16 protein-coding genes are annotated in these 13,602 nt (G+C 57.5%); 5 read left to right on the plus strand and 11 right to left on the minus strand.

The annotated features are described in order from the left end of the window. Nucleotides 1-3 precede the first annotated feature (3 nt). Nucleotides 4-966 carry a DUF6772 family protein gene (locus ATK23_RS15480; RefSeq protein ID WP_066143879.1) on the minus strand — a complete coding sequence of 321 codons (963 nt, stop codon included), beginning with the start codon at nt 964-966 and terminating at the stop codon, nt 4-6. Nucleotides 967-1,074: 108 nt separating this feature from the next. On the opposite strand from ATK23_RS15480, the gene ATK23_RS15485 reads away from it, so the two are divergent. The 4 genes from ATK23_RS15485 to ATK23_RS15500 are packed head-to-tail and all read left to right on the plus strand — an operon-like array spanning nt 1,075 to nt 6,224. After that, on the plus strand, nt 1,075-2,388 hold the full coding sequence (locus tag ATK23_RS15485) for an MFS transporter (protein ID WP_066143881.1): 1,314 nt from the start codon (nt 1,075-1,077) through the stop codon (nt 2,386-2,388). A 45-nt stretch (nt 2,389-2,433) separates the two neighbouring features. Next, the gene (locus ATK23_RS15490; RefSeq protein ID WP_083515692.1) at nt 2,434-3,447 is read left to right on the plus strand and encodes an NAD(P)-dependent alcohol dehydrogenase; all 1,014 of its coding nucleotides are present in this window, start codon (nt 2,434-2,436) and stop codon (nt 3,445-3,447) included. 1 nt (nt 3,448) lies between these two features. Further along, nucleotides 3,449-4,945, plus strand: coding sequence for an FGGY-family carbohydrate kinase (locus ATK23_RS15495; RefSeq protein ID WP_066143885.1), 1,497 nt, complete (start codon nt 3,449-3,451; stop codon nt 4,943-4,945). Nucleotides 4,946-4,973: 28 nt separating this feature from the next. After that, on the plus strand, nt 4,974-6,224 hold the full coding sequence (locus ATK23_RS15500) for a phospholipase D-like domain-containing protein (protein ID WP_083515693.1): 1,251 nt from the start codon (nt 4,974-4,976) through the stop codon (nt 6,222-6,224). A gap of 483 nt (nt 6,225-6,707) precedes the next feature. Here the strand turns inward: ATK23_RS15500 and ATK23_RS15505 are convergent, their stop codons facing one another. From ATK23_RS15505 to ATK23_RS15540, 8 genes are all read right to left on the minus strand, one after another. Further along, complete coding sequence (locus ATK23_RS15505) at nt 6,708-7,271, minus strand: hypothetical protein (protein ID WP_100339301.1); 564 nt, start codon at nt 7,269-7,271, stop codon at nt 6,708-6,710. Then, on the minus strand, nt 7,268-7,720 hold the full coding sequence (locus ATK23_RS15510) for a M23 family metallopeptidase (RefSeq protein ID WP_066143893.1): 453 nt from the start codon (nt 7,718-7,720) through the stop codon (nt 7,268-7,270). The genes ATK23_RS15505 and ATK23_RS15510 overlap by 4 nt, the downstream gene beginning before the upstream one ends. Then, the gene (locus tag ATK23_RS15515; RefSeq protein ID WP_066143894.1) at nt 7,717-7,983 is read right to left on the minus strand and encodes a lytic transglycosylase domain-containing protein; all 267 of its coding nucleotides are present in this window, start codon (nt 7,981-7,983) and stop codon (nt 7,717-7,719) included. The genes ATK23_RS15510 and ATK23_RS15515 overlap by 4 nt, the downstream gene beginning before the upstream one ends. 57 nt (nt 7,984-8,040) lie before the next feature. Then, nucleotides 8,041-8,217, minus strand: coding sequence for a transglycosylase SLT domain-containing protein (locus ATK23_RS15520; RefSeq protein ID WP_083515695.1), 177 nt, complete (start codon nt 8,215-8,217; stop codon nt 8,041-8,043). 39 nt (nt 8,218-8,256) lie between these two features. After that, a complete protein-coding gene (locus ATK23_RS16425; RefSeq protein WP_157066424.1) occupies nt 8,257-8,397 on the minus strand; it encodes a hypothetical protein in 141 nt (46 codons plus the stop codon). 101 nt (nt 8,398-8,498) lie between these two features. After that, nucleotides 8,499-8,798, minus strand: coding sequence for a transcriptional regulator (locus tag ATK23_RS15530; RefSeq protein WP_066143899.1), 300 nt, complete (start codon nt 8,796-8,798; stop codon nt 8,499-8,501). Further along, complete coding sequence (locus tag ATK23_RS15535; protein ID WP_066143901.1) at nt 8,782-9,234, minus strand: hypothetical protein; 453 nt, start codon at nt 9,232-9,234, stop codon at nt 8,782-8,784. The genes ATK23_RS15530 and ATK23_RS15535 overlap by 17 nt, the downstream gene beginning before the upstream one ends. An 84-nt stretch (nt 9,235-9,318) precedes the next feature. Next, nucleotides 9,319-9,777 carry a 23S rRNA (pseudouridine(1915)-N(3))-methyltransferase RlmH gene (locus ATK23_RS15540; protein ID WP_174520623.1) on the minus strand — a complete coding sequence of 153 codons (459 nt, stop codon included), beginning with the start codon at nt 9,775-9,777 and terminating at the stop codon, nt 9,319-9,321. Nucleotides 9,778-9,840: 63 nt separating this feature from the next. Between ATK23_RS15540 and ATK23_RS15545 the strand changes: the two genes are divergently transcribed. Continuing rightward, nucleotides 9,841-10,554, plus strand: a complete 714-nt coding sequence (locus ATK23_RS15545) for a phosphatase PAP2 family protein (RefSeq protein ID WP_066143903.1) — start codon at nt 9,841-9,843, stop codon at nt 10,552-10,554. On the opposite strand, the gene ATK23_RS15550 is transcribed toward ATK23_RS15545, so the two are convergent. Then, complete coding sequence (locus tag ATK23_RS15550; protein WP_066143906.1) at nt 10,523-11,494, minus strand: D-2-hydroxyacid dehydrogenase family protein; 972 nt, start codon at nt 11,492-11,494, stop codon at nt 10,523-10,525. The two genes, ATK23_RS15545 and ATK23_RS15550, sit on opposite strands and share 32 nt — an antisense overlap. Before the next feature lie 98 nt (nt 11,495-11,592). After that, nucleotides 11,593-13,440, minus strand: a complete 1,848-nt coding sequence (locus ATK23_RS15555) for a calcineurin-like phosphoesterase C-terminal domain-containing protein (RefSeq protein WP_066143909.1) — start codon at nt 13,438-13,440, stop codon at nt 11,593-11,595. Between the last annotated feature and the right edge of the window lie 162 nt (nt 13,441-13,602).

Genomic DNA, 13,602 nt, shown 5'->3' on the forward strand with positions numbered 1-13,602 from the left:
ATTTTACCAATCTGCCGAGATAACGACGGAGTCGAGGAACAAAAAGTTTCGCTGGCCGCTCATCGAACGTACCGAGAAATAGAAATTCAGAAGATTTTCCAAAGATCCATAGCGTTCTTCGTAGATGGGCACTGGGACATCAGACCAATCCATGATCTGATCATTCAGCTGCAATTCAACATTGCGTCGAGTTTCGGTGTTGATGACCCATCGCAAATAATGCCAGTTCACTTTGGTCGGGACTTCGTTCATGCAGAGCTCTTGGGGCTCACCGTAGACTTCCCAATCTTCCGGGTTAGGAGCTGTGAAATCAGCCGCATAGGGGAAATCCACTTTGCCCTCAAAGTGCTCGCGAGGAGTTGGTTCTGGAACGGTCGGGTACCTCCATTGACGAAGCATGTTCCCATCTTCGTCAGCATTCTGGTAGCGGGCGACTGTATGGTAGCGGATTCCATCATCTCCGCAGAGGTCAGTGGCGACAGTGAATGCGCCAAATTGCGCTTCTGAGGGATGGCTGTTGCCGTCGAACTTCATTTCCCCGAAGGCTTCATCTGCATCCGGGTCGACCACTGCTTCGGCTTTATATGCCAAGTAGGCTTCGATCTGCAGTAGGCCTCTCCCGCTCATGGTAAGCCGTCGGATAGCTGTCGCGGTGTGGCCAGGATAAGGCCTCGATGCCAACTTCAATGCATACGTTCCTGACATCGCCCCGTGTGTGCCAACATCGAAAAAGTCGCAGGACGAAAGCTGCGGTGGGCGAAAATCTCGGAAGTGCCTGTCTAGGGATTCGTACTCTCCCTTGCCGTTGTAGTTGCCGCCGAGTTCAACCCACCCGTGTAAGCCGGAGTTGAACTCATCATGCGCAAGGATGCGGGGCAAGGGGTTGAATTTGGATAGTTTTGGATCCGCGCTCTGAACAGCTTTCCTGATCGTAGCGCTGAGATCTGTTTCTGGGGTGTTGTGCATATTTTGCATATTCCTAACGTTAGATCGTCATTGAAAAAAGTACAAGACTGTTGAAAAAGAATAATTTAGATATAGAATCAATGTGACTCACACCACCGAAGGGGAATCATGGCACCCAAACGCCCTATTTCAAAAGCAACATTGGCATCGACTGTAGGTACTGCTCTCGAGTGGTACGACTTCTCGCTGTACGGCATAGCCTCAGCACTCGTACTGTCGCAGGTATTCTTTCCTGGAGAGAATCAAACATTGGCTGTGCTGGCATCGCTAGGAACATTTGCGGTCGGGTTCTTCGCCCGCCCTGTGGGCGGTGTCATTATCGGTATTCTCGGGGACCGCTTCGGACGAAGACTGATGCTTTTCGTCACCCTATTGCTCATGGCAGTGTCATCGACGCTCATCGGATTGCTCCCGAGCTACAGCCAGATCGGAGTATGGGCTCCCATCCTCCTGGTGTTCCTTCGAATTCTCCAGGGCCTTGGCGCTGGAGGTGAATACGCCGGCGCTATGTTGTTATCCGCTGAGCATGCCCCCGCAAAGCGCCGAGGACTCAACGCCGCGATCCCTAGCGCGGGAAACGCGCTCGGCTCTCTCATGGCGACAGGTATCTATTTCTTGGTTCAGTCCGTCCTGCCTCATGAAGATTTCATTGCCTGGGGCTGGAGAATCCCGTTCTTGCTCAGCATCATCCTTGCCGTCGCAGCCTTCATCATTAGGCTCCGGGTAAGCGAAAGTCCAGAGTTTGAACAAGGACACCAGGAAGAAAAGCCGGCGGTTCCTCGTTTCCGCGAAGTTTTCCGTCTCGGTGGCCGCCGCATTCCTCTAGCCATGGTCATGAGCATCTCGCCGAACGTGCTTTCATACCTCCCTTCGGTATATGCGCTGAGCTATCTGGCAACCACGGTGGGTGCTTCCGAATGGATCGGGCTCTTTGGCATCATCATCGCCAACCTTCTGAAACTCATCACCATTCCGGTAGCAGGGTTGCTTTGCGATCGTTTCGGCGGCAAAAGCCTGATGATCATTGGTTCTGTATCCGGCGCGGTACTTTTCTACCCCTTCTTCTGGATGCTCGATACCGGAACCCCAGTTTGGATCTGGGCCGCACTCGTCTTGATCTTCACTTTGTGTTGCGATCTAACCTTGGCCTCGCAAGCCACTATGCTTTCAGGGCTTTTCGATGTGCGAGTGCGTTACACCTCAGTGACCTTCAGCCGAGAAATCACAGGCGCCCTAGTCGGCGGAACCCTTCCCTTTGTCGCCGCGGCGCTGACCAGCAGTTCGGACGGTTCGCCATGGCTCGTGGCAATGTATTGCTCAGTGATGTGCTTACTGTGCGCTGGCGCAACCTACTTTCTGCCTTCTACTCGGCATATGGACCCCCACGCCATCGAGTCCCCCGCCCAAAGCGTGTCCAGATAATGCATGTCGACTCAGAATCATTGAGCGTTTAAGAAAAGGATTGAAATGGCAAATTTCGCCGCAGTAATGACTGACCTCGGAACTATGGAACTTCGAGAAGTCCCAGAACCGACCCTTGAGCCGGGGCAAGCAATCATTGCCCCTCGCGCCGTAGGGGTATGCGGTTCAGACGTCTCCTATTTCGTCTCAGGAAAGGTCGGACCCTTCGTCGTTTCCGGAGATTTCATCCTCGGACATGAGCTTTCCGGAGATGTTCTTGCCATCGCCCCGGATGTCACCAATGTCAAAGTTGGAGATCGGGTCGCCGTGGAGCCCGGAACCCCCTGCCGTGACTGCGCTCAATGCCGCGCCGGACGCTACCATCTATGTCCAGATCTCGAATTTCTGGCCACCCCTCCTTATGACGGCTGCCTCGTCCAGCGTCTGGCAATCGATGCGCGTTCCTTACACGTCATGCCCGAATCCATGAGCTACGAAGCAGGAGCACTACTCGAACCGCTCTCCGTCGGACTATGGGGATGCAGAAGAGCTGGGCTACTTCCAGGCGATAAGGTATTAGTCACCGGCGCAGGACCCGTCGGTATCCTCGCCGCGGAAGCAGCAAGGGCAGAAGGTGCCTTGGAAGTGGTAGTTTCGGATGTTTCAGAGACACGGCTAGAACTCGCTCGAACCCACGGATTCCACACTTTCCACAGCAATGAAATCAAAAAGCAAGATCCTAGTTTCGATGTCCTTCTAGAATGCAGTGGAGTGCCACAGGTACTTAACGCTGGGTTACATCTACTACGGCAAAATGGCAGAGCAGCTTCAATTGGCATCGGCAAGACCGACGTCGAATTACCTTTGCATACGCTGAATTGGAACGAAATCACCCTCGCCACGGTCAACCGCTATAACAACACCTGGCCTTTGGCAATGGCTCTAGTCGCCAGCGGAAGAGTCGACCTCTCCGGGCTGCACACGGGAAGCTTCCGACTTTCCGAATCTAGCCAGGCCCTACTGGCAGGTCGAGTCGACGAGCATGCAGTGAAGTCAATCATCTACCCGCAAGAAGTTTGATATGACTTCAGCAAACACAGGACAAGCATCAAAGGATACGTCGATATCCGTTACTCTCGGATTTGATGTGGGGACCTCTAGCAGCAAAGGAGTGCTGGTCGATTCGCAGGGGAATATCCTTGCGCAGGCAACAAGATCGCATGAGGTTTCACGGCCAGAACCTGGATGGCATGAGATGGATCCCGAACTCTGGTGGGAAGAATTTCAGGACATCTCGCGCGAGCTACTGGCACATGGTCACTACAAAGTCGCTGCGGTAGGCGCTAGTGGCATGGGACCCTGCGTGGCCATCGCAGACCGCCACGGTGTGCCCTTACATCCAGCTATCCTCTATGGAGTAGATACCCGCGCAACCCAACAGATCCAAGCTCAAAATACACTGCTGGGTGCCGAAGATATTTTCACTCGCTGCGGATCCTTTCTATCTTCGCAATCTGTTGGGCCGAAGCTGCAGTGGCTTGAGGAGAATGAATCCGAGTCATTCAAGGAAGCTCGTATGTTCTTCATGCCTTCGAGCTGGATCGTCTACCGATTAACCGGCCAGTACGTTTTGGACCACCACTCAGCGAGCCAATCCACACCTCTATATGATCTGTCATCAGCAGACTGGTACGAACCATGGTTTGAGAAGATCGCGCCTCAGATCAGTAGGCCTCGCTTGTTCTGGCCCGATGAACAAGCAGGAACCATTACTGCTGAAGCGGAACTTCAAACTGGAATTCCTGCCGGAACTCCAGTGATCGCCGGCACCGTCGATGCCTGGGCCGAAGCTATTTCTGTGGGAGCAACTCGCACGAATGACACCATGCTGATGTACGGCACAACCTTGTTTATAGTCCACCACACTCAGCGATCACTGCGTCACCACTCCCTATGGAGTACCGCAGGAACAAGACCCGGTGCCTATTGCCTGGCCGCTGGGCTAGCGACTTCCGGAGCAATCACCCAATGGATCCGCGAACTAACCCACACTGACTATGAAAGCTTGTTCCGAGCAGCCGAAAAAAGCGGGCCGGGCGCTAAAGGACTCGTGATGCTCCCCTACTTCAGCGGCGAACGAACCCCCCTCCACGACCCCCAAGCCCGGGGAGTCCTGGCCGGCTTAGAGCTGTCTCATACACAAGGTGACATCTTCCGCAGCGCGCTGGAAGGAGTCGGCTACGCAGTACGCCATAACTTGGAAACGTTCCAGCAAGCTGGCGGAACAACACAACGAATGTTCGCAGTTGGCGGTGGAACAACCAGCAAGCTATGGCCACAAATTATCAGCGAAATCCTCGGGACAGAACAGATCATCCGCAAGCACGCCATCGGTGCCAGCCTGGGCATGGCATTTCTCGCAGCCTCACTGTTCAATGATCCAGACATCGAACACTGGAACCCCATTCTCTATAAAACACAACCCATCAAAAATCCGGTGTACGAAGCCAGATACCAACAATTCCGAGCTTTGTATCCTGCAACGAAGAATATCGTCCACGATCTGTCCCGGAAATAATTCCGGTCAAAGACAATAAGGATCCGCCATGAAAATTCCAACCAAGATTAGTGCCCTGGCATTGGCTGCGACATTGTCAGTGACTGCTATCCCAGCGGCGAACGCCCAATTGGCAGGTTTGAGCATTTCGCGTTCCATCAATCTGCAAGATGCTACCTACAAGCAAGCGGAAGTACCCTGTGCACAAGCCCCTGAAGTACAGGTCGAAACAGGTGCAGTATTCAGTGATCCACTCCAGAACAGGGCAGGAGCTGTTGCCGAACGACTATGTTCCTACTTCAAGCAAGCTGATACAGGTTCAACGATCTCACTAGCAGCTTTCGTCATTTCTGGTGCATCTGGTGAAGACTATGTCAATGAACTTCTGGCGGCCTACCACCGAGGAGTCAATGTCCAGGTAGTTATCGACGGCTGGCAAATAAGTTCTGCTCCCGCAGCACGGTTGATTAATGCCCTAGGCACAGACATTAAAGCAAAGTCATGGGTCGCCGTATGCAAGCACGAATCGCCTGAAGGAAATACTTCATCGTGCCAAGGCACCAAAGGGATGCACAACAAGTTCGCCTTGTTTTCCTCCGTTTCAAATGAGCGAAACGTCGTAGTCCAGTCATCAGCCAACGTCACGGACGTCAACCATACAAGCTACTGGAACAACGCTCTAACCGTGAAGGGGGATGAGAAGCTTTACCGCGCATACAAGAAGTACCACAAGGACCTTTCTAAGATGACGCAGGATCCGGACTACTACAAGGAGCATCATTCACGTGGTGAAGATGGATTCAGTGTCGCCCGGTTTTTCCCGTCTAGCTCACTGGATCCAGTGAGCGAAAGACTCTCCCATCTAGATTGCATAGCAAATGAGACGACGATTGCGGTCGGGATCAGCGAATGGGACTCGACGCGAACAGCTATCGCAGAAGAGCTTGCCAGACTAAGTAATGACGGTTGTAACGTATCAGTTGTCGCTGGTCCTGTAGCGCCCAACATCTCAAAGATCCTGAACAACTCACAAGTTCCCTTAGGCGACTTGTCTCAGACAGGCACTACCGGTCGGATCCATTCAAAATTCTTTGTAGTAGACAAGGCCTACGACGATTCCAGACCTAACCAGCATGGCCTGAGCTCATTCGTTTTTACTGGAAGCCACAACTATAACGAAACAAGTCTCAAGCGCAACGATGAAGCAATTCTCGAACTGCATAATCAACACGTTGTTCAGCAATACATGGAAAACACCGAACGCTTATGGGAAGCAACCCTAGAAGCGGAAGACTCCTAAGACGTGGGACGCAGATTCCACTACGGCATAAGAGAATTAGATCAGGGGTAGACCAAGGGATGCAGCGTCCAGGATTCGTTGGATGTTGCATCTCTTTGTCTCAATTCTCCTGTAGGAGGCGCAACCTGCCAGCCCTTGGGGGGAAACTGACAAGTTCCAATAGGCTTCGCCAATATTGGGGACCTGAACGGTTCTCCCACCCACTGGTTGAGTCTGCGCATGCAGCAAACGGGTCTATCTCAAATGGCGACCTGCTTTTCCGGCTCAACTGCATGTTGAATCATGCACTCACCGGGAGATTGCGTATCGGATGAACTGTGAAAGACACCTGCTGTAACTCACATAACCGGCACACCACCGTAGCTGGTTGCATCGCCCCTGCAAGCAACATCAAGAATAAAATGTGGATTGACGGATCTTCCCGCGGATACCACGCCCTGCTCGCTTCCTACACGAGGCAAACCGTCTGCACCGTGAAGACCGTCATTGAATGAATGACACATAGTCGCGGATCTTGTACGGTTCAGTGTCGGTGAAGGTGAAGTAAAACGTCTGTTTTCCTTCCCCTGCCCAGGATTCCCCATCCTTGGTGACCCATTGCCAGGTTGCGGTGATCGCAACAGTGTCCTGCTCGTGGTGCTCGGTCATGAGTTTCACCGTGGGCTTGCTGGTCGCCTTCTTCTCTGCGGCGGTCAGCCATTCAACGCCGGTCGCGGGCCGCTCCGGCGCGATGACTTGCTTAGCCCGTTCGCTAGTCATGAGCTTCCTGACGCGCATTTCGGCTGCAGTGCGGTTGAAGTCCTTGTTCGGGTCCCAGGTGGTCATGATCGTGGCCGCTTGCTTCGCCAGCTCGATTTTGGCTGGATCATCCACGGCATCCCCGTGCTCATGGCTGGCGCTGGGCGCTGGCGCGGTGGGGGTGGCCGTGGTCGGGGCAACGCTCGGAATGCTGCTTAGTTCGTTCTCGGTGCCGGCGGGGGTGCATCCGGCTCTCCCTGTTGCGAGTCCTGCCGCCAGGGCCAGGGGGAGGATTTTGGCGTGTTTCATTGGATGTTCACCTTTCGCTGTCGAAGGATCGGTACCGGGTCATAAGTTTTGCCGTTGTTGATTGCTGGACGGTCAAACACACTGGTTTTCGGGTTGTTGATCTGGAAGTGGCCATGGATGCCACTGGAATTACCGGTAGCTCCCGGCTCGCTCAGCGGGGTTCCCTTCTTCACTACGTCTCCGGTTTTCACCAGCAAGGAGTTGTCTTGGGCTTCGTGGAACTCGAACACCAGGTAAGGGGCTTCGGTCATCTGGGCGAAAATGTAGTTGCCGTAAGTGCCGTAAAGCTTGTCGATGTTCCCGACGCTGGCATAGGTGATCTTCATGTCCGTGGGAGCGTAGAAATAGGGGTCTGATCCGGCCAGGTCGATGCCTTCATGCATCAAGAGGAACGGCATGCCCGCGCAACTGGCCAGCGGGCACGCGCGCGGCCCGAACGGCGAGGTCATGCGTGAATTAGGCTGGGGTGTGCACATTCATCGGCTTGCAAGTCACCGAAGTCGAAGCCACCGGGTGCTTCACAGGTTGAGGAATAGTCCATCTGGGCGTTGCCCATGATGACTTCCACGTAGTGGCGGGTTTCCTCGAAGGGCGGGATACCCCCGTATTTCTGGACGTTGCCCGCTCCGGCGTTGTAGGCGGTCAGGGTGAATTGGATTTTTTCTTTCTCGTTGCTGGCCAGATCCGCGATAGTGTCCCCGAGATATTTCATGTAGCGGCCTTGGGCATCGAGGCCAGCGAACGGATCGAACGGGTCTTTACCGTTGCCCTATTCCTCCCAGGTGCCGGGCATGAACTGGGCAATGCCTCGTGCTCCCACTGGGGAGACGGCTTTGGGGCCCCAGCCGGATTCTTGGTTGATTTGCGCGGCAATGATGCCTATGGGCAGCCCCGCAGTATCGGCGGACTTCTCCACGGCTTTCCGGTACTGTTCGGGAAATTTCACCGTCGATTTCCCGTCCTGCCCTCGCCGATGGGAGTTCCTTCAATGACACTGGGGAGCATTGGGATCAAGTTCTTCGCTGCCCTCGGCACCTGGAGGCAGGAAGACCAGGGTGATGACCGGAAGCGGCAAGATCCCCGAGGCAAACGGGATGATTTTGACTTCGCCACATTGTTCTTCCATGACCAGGCCTCCCTACTGGCGTGTGCTGTGGATGGTCTGTTGAATCGGTAGAAAGTGGTGCTGTTGTGGTGCCGTTTCACATGCGCAGCGCGCGAGAATTCTTATCCTGCGGTAATTTCACGAAGGGCGGCGACGTGGCCAACATATGCGCGACGGCCCGTCTTCGTCAGCGAAACGCGCACATGGCTGCGGCCCAGCTTGGTGAACCGCTCGATGCCGACATAACCGGCATCGGCGAGCTGCTTGAGGTGCTTGCTCAGAACCGAGTCGGCGACATCGAGGAGACCGCGTAGGTGCGCGAATTCAGCCCACTGAACCGGAGCCAGGCTGGCACAGATGCGCAGCCGCAATGGAGCGTGGATTAATTCGTCGAACCGGGCGTCGCTAGACGACTTGGTCATTGCCGTCCTCCAGGCGCGCCATGTTGTAGGCAGCTTGCATCTTGGCCACCAAGAACATGCAGGATATAAAGGTGACAAGAATCTTCGCCACAACTTCCTCTGCCTGTGTCGCTTCCCAAAACCTCAGGCAATTGACCAGCAGGATGCCGAGGATGAAATATCCTGCATAGGCGCCCGCCAGCAGGCTCGGGGTATCGGCCAATGTCCGTGGCTTTGCGCGACGGCGCCGGGCCAGCACGTACCAAAGGATCAACGGTATATACAGCAGTGCTGTCCAGAAAGCCTGGGGTGGGTAAGCCTGGAACAACGTGAGGACTACGGCTGAGACTGCGACCAAGGTGGTGGTGAAGCCACGGGGGCTCCCGGAAGTCTGGACCATCTGCTGCGACTCCTGCTCGGCAGATTGCAGCAGCTTGGCCGCGTGCTTTCTGTCCATGAAATCTCCTGATGAAGCCATGAATACACCACTTTCCGTTACGGAAAGTCTCGTCTTTCCATCTTGGAAAGTCAAGGGGTTGGCTTAAATGTGGTGGTACTTGCCGCCGGCCAGGATGTCCTGCGCCCGGTAGAGCTGCTCGGTGAGGATCAAGCGCACCAGCTGGTGCGGGAAGACCAGCTTGGACAGCGACCAGGTGAAGTTGGCGCGGGCATGCACTGTGGGGTCCACGCCGTAGGCGCCGCCGATGATGATCACCACATTGCGCGAGGAATCGATCGGTGTGCGCAGGGTGTTGGCCAGCGCGGGGGAGTCCACGTTCTTCCCGCGTTCATCGAGCAGCACCACGAAGTCGCGGTCGTCGATCTTGGCCAGGATGCGCCCGGATTCCTCGGTGCGTGCCGCGTCGTTCTCGCGCGAGGAGTGGCTCAGCAGCTGCCAGGAAAGGTCGAAGGGCTTCTTCAGCCGCTTCTCGTAGCGGGAAATTCCTTCGTCCACCCAGGATTCGTGTTTCTTGCCAACTGCCAGCACCTTGATCGTCATGCTTCCATTGTTCCGCATCCAGCGGGTTCAGCGCTTCGCTTCCACCCCGATACGATGGAAGCCATGAGATCCTCTTGGTATTTCCGGCACGGCCAGCGTCCTGGCGGCGCACAGGTGCTGTGGATCATTTTCGGGCTGGTCGTCGCCATGTTCTACTTCACCCGCAGGGTGCTGGTGTCCCTGCATGCGGGCGGATGGGCCAAGGACCTGGACGCCCCGGCATACCAATGGGTACTGGAGCACCAGTCGCCGTTCCTGTTCGCGGTCTCCGACTTCCTGTACTTCTGGGGATCCACCCCGGGAATGACCATGATCATGCTGGCGATCACCGGGCTGCTGTGCTGGAAAACGCGCAGCGCGTGGCCGCTGGCGGCCGTCGCGTTCACGGCATTGGTCTCGGTGCTGCTGACTGTTATTCTCAAGGCCAACCTCCAGGTGCCGCGTCCCCAGGGCATCCCCGGGGGACCTGCGCCGCCTGAAACCTTTTCATTCCCCAGCGGGCACACGCTGAACTCGGCGGCGCTGATCGGTATCGCCAGCTACCTGGCGATCATCTACGGGCTGCGCCGCTACGCCTACCTGATCGCCATCATCGCGGCGCTATTTGTGCTGGCGATGGGCGCTTCGCGCATCTACATCGGGCACCATTGGGTTTCGGATGTGCTGGTGGGCCTGCTGATCGGAGCCGCCTGGGCCGCCGTGGTGGCAATCCTGCACTACTTCTTCGTGCCGCGGCCCGCAGCTTCTAGGCCAGCACGCGGATCGGCGCGCCGCTAGCCCACGCGCGGAGATCTTCCACCGCATCGCGGTAGAACATCTCGAACTGCTCGATGGTCACGTAGCCGATATGCGGGGTGGCAATCACGCCCCTGGTGTTCGCCAGCCGGTCCTGGGCCGGCAGCGGTTCCACATCGAAGACATCCACCGCAGCCAGGTGCAGCCGCCGGCTTTCCAGCGCGTCGATGAGCGCGCCGGTCTGCACGATCCGGCTGCGCGAGGTGTTGACCAGGATGGAATCAGGCCGCATCCAGGCCAGCTGCTTCGGGCCGATGACCCCGGTGCTGCGTTCGGAGAGCTTCAGGTGCACGGTCACGATGTCGCTGGTGGAAAACAGTTCGGCCTCCGAGACCAGCTCCACGCCCACCTCGGCGGCGCGCTCCTGGGTGAGGTTCTGGCTGTAGGCGATGACCCGCATGCCGAAGGACAAGCCCACCTTCGCCACCCTCGACCCCAGATTTCCCAAGCCGTAGACGCCCAGGGTCTTGCCGGACAGGCCCATCCCCAACGTGGTCTGCCAGCCCGAGTCGGCCGCCAGCGGGCGGTCCGCGGAAAACAGTTCCACATCCAGTCGGCGCGCGGCGGAAAGAATCAGCGCCCAGGTGTGCTCAGCGGCATCGGTGGCCACATAGCCGGTGTGGCTGACCACGATACCCCGGTCCTGTGCTGCCTGCAGGTCGATGGATCCGTTGCGGCGACCGGTGGTGACCAGCAGCTTCAGGTTGGGCAAAGCGTTGAGCCGGGCGGCCGGAAAGGGCGTGCGCTCGCGCATGGCGACAATGGCGTCGAAGGGCAGCAATGCCTCGATAACAGTGTGGTCCTCATGGCCCAGATGCTCGGTGAAGACGGTGATCTCGGCGTCCAGCTCGGCGGCGAGGCCATCGAAATCGGCCAGCGAGCGGGCCACGTTGTGGTAATCATCAAGGATTGCAATGCGCATGGCTTCATCCTAGGCATCTGCGGCCGCTGCTGTCCTGTCACTGGCGTAACAAAAAGCTGGCGCCTGCATCATGCAGGCACCAGCTCAAAGCATCGATGCTACTGGACGACGGTGAATTCCAGCTGCTCGGTGTAGGAACGACCATGCACGTCGGTGGCGGTCGCCGTCGCGGTGTGCTCACCAACCGAGAGGTCATCAGGCAGTTCCATGCGCCACAGGTGGCTGGTCTTCTCGGCGAGGCCACCGCCGTGGACGAACTGCTCGGCGATGGCGGACGGGTCCGAGTACTCGGCTCCGGTCAGCGGGCGCTCGCCCGCCATCTGCTGGGTCCGCACGGCGGCCACCGGGTCCTGGCCATCGATGGAGACCTCGACGGTGGCACCGGTGCTGCCCATCCAGAAGTTCGTGGTCAGCCAGGTGTCCTGGGCCAATCCCTGCCGGCTCACTGCCAGCGGGTCGGCCAGGGGCTGGACGGTGCCGCGTTCCTTGTCCAGATTCTCTTCGTACCACTGCCGGTACTCAGGGGTATTCAGGCCTAGCGACATCTGCTTGCTGGGATCCTGTCCGGTGGCGGTGAAGCGCTCCACGATGTCGGTGTTCTTGATGCCCAAGGTGAGCACGCCCGGCGGGGTGCCGTCGCGCTGGATGGAGGTCGGGTAGCCGTTCTCGGAGACCCGGCCGTCATACCATTGCCCGGAAATTGCCGGGACCGTCAGGTGGGTGAAGGGCAGGCCTGCTTCGCCGACCTCATCGCGCCAGCCGTCCATCAGGTCCCCGGCGCGCAGGTTCTCCGACATATGGGTGTGCCCGCCCAGGGAAACGGCCTCGCGTCCCTCAAGCAGCTCGTAGATCTCCTTAACCTGCTTGGTGGAATGCTCGTCGCTGTAGAAGAACTCGAGCATCGGGCTGTGCCCGGCCAGCACGATGGCCTTGTTCTTGGGAACCTTGGCCAGGTCCTCGCGCAGCCACTGCAGCTGGCGCTGGCCCAAATCATAGGTGTAGTCGCTCTTCTTAGCTGGAACCGCAGTGGGGTAATCGATGGTGCTCAGTGCGATGACGTGCGTTTTGCCGGTGTCGTAGGAGTAGTATTCCGGGCCGAACTGGGCGCGGAAGGAATCGAACTCATGCTGCCCGTCCAGCGAATCGTAGTCGATGTCGTGGTTGCCCGGCAGGAAGCGGGCCGGGCCGTTGAGCATGGAAGAAAGCTCGCGGGTCTGGTGGAAGAAGGTCAGGTCATCGCCCACGAGGTCGCCGATGAACAAGACGCCGCACCCGGTGTAGTCGGTGCGGGCCGCCAGATCGGCGAAGGCGCCGTCCCTGGCGTATTCGACTTCCTGCTGGGTGTAGGTCTGCACGTCCGCGCCGATGACGCAGCTCTGCTCCGGCGATTGGGTGGCGCTGCTGCGCACCAACGGGAAGTTGACCGCCTCGGGCAGCGGGCCGGTCGGGGCGATGCCGTCGTACTTCAGTTCCGGGGAGCCTCCGGGCAGGTGATTGTAGAAGAACTGGGCGACGTTGTCCTCGTCAACCGGTACCTGGAAGCCGCGCGGCTGGGTGACGAATGCGGTCATGTTGTTGTAGGCCGGCAGTTCGTAGCGGCCCTGTCCGTCGGTGGACACAACGTCGCGGCCGTTGGACACCGTGACGTTCGGCAGGCCGGGTTCACCGGCATCCTGCTTGGAGTTCTTGTTGCGGTCCTCGAAGACCACGCCGTCCAGCGTCTGTTGATCGGCGGCGTTGCCGCTATTTTTAGCAGGGATGACCTCGACGGACCCGCGGTAGGCCGAGGAGCTCCAATCCGCGGTGGTCTTGGCGGCAGGCGCCGCTTCGACTTCTGGGCTGGCGCTGATCAAAGCGGTGGAAGCGGCAATGGCAACCAGGCTTCCGGCGGTCAGATGCAGTGGGGTGAGATGATTGGTTTTGCCGGGTCGAGCGAAGAATTTCACGTACGTTCCTCCGGGTGGGGGCAATCTGCCGGCCCGTTGGCCAGCCGTATCCCACGGTGCCAAGGACAGGTGAATTGCAACCCATGCCCAGGTAATGTCGATTCATCGATCCCGTAAATAGTTATCGACTGTCTTGGCAGGATTTAGGTATCTCCAGCTAAT

The sequence above is a fragment of the Glutamicibacter nicotianae genome, assembly GCF_002797775.1.
GTDB classification, from domain to species: Bacteria; Actinomycetota; Actinomycetes; order Actinomycetales; family Micrococcaceae; genus Glutamicibacter; species Glutamicibacter nicotianae.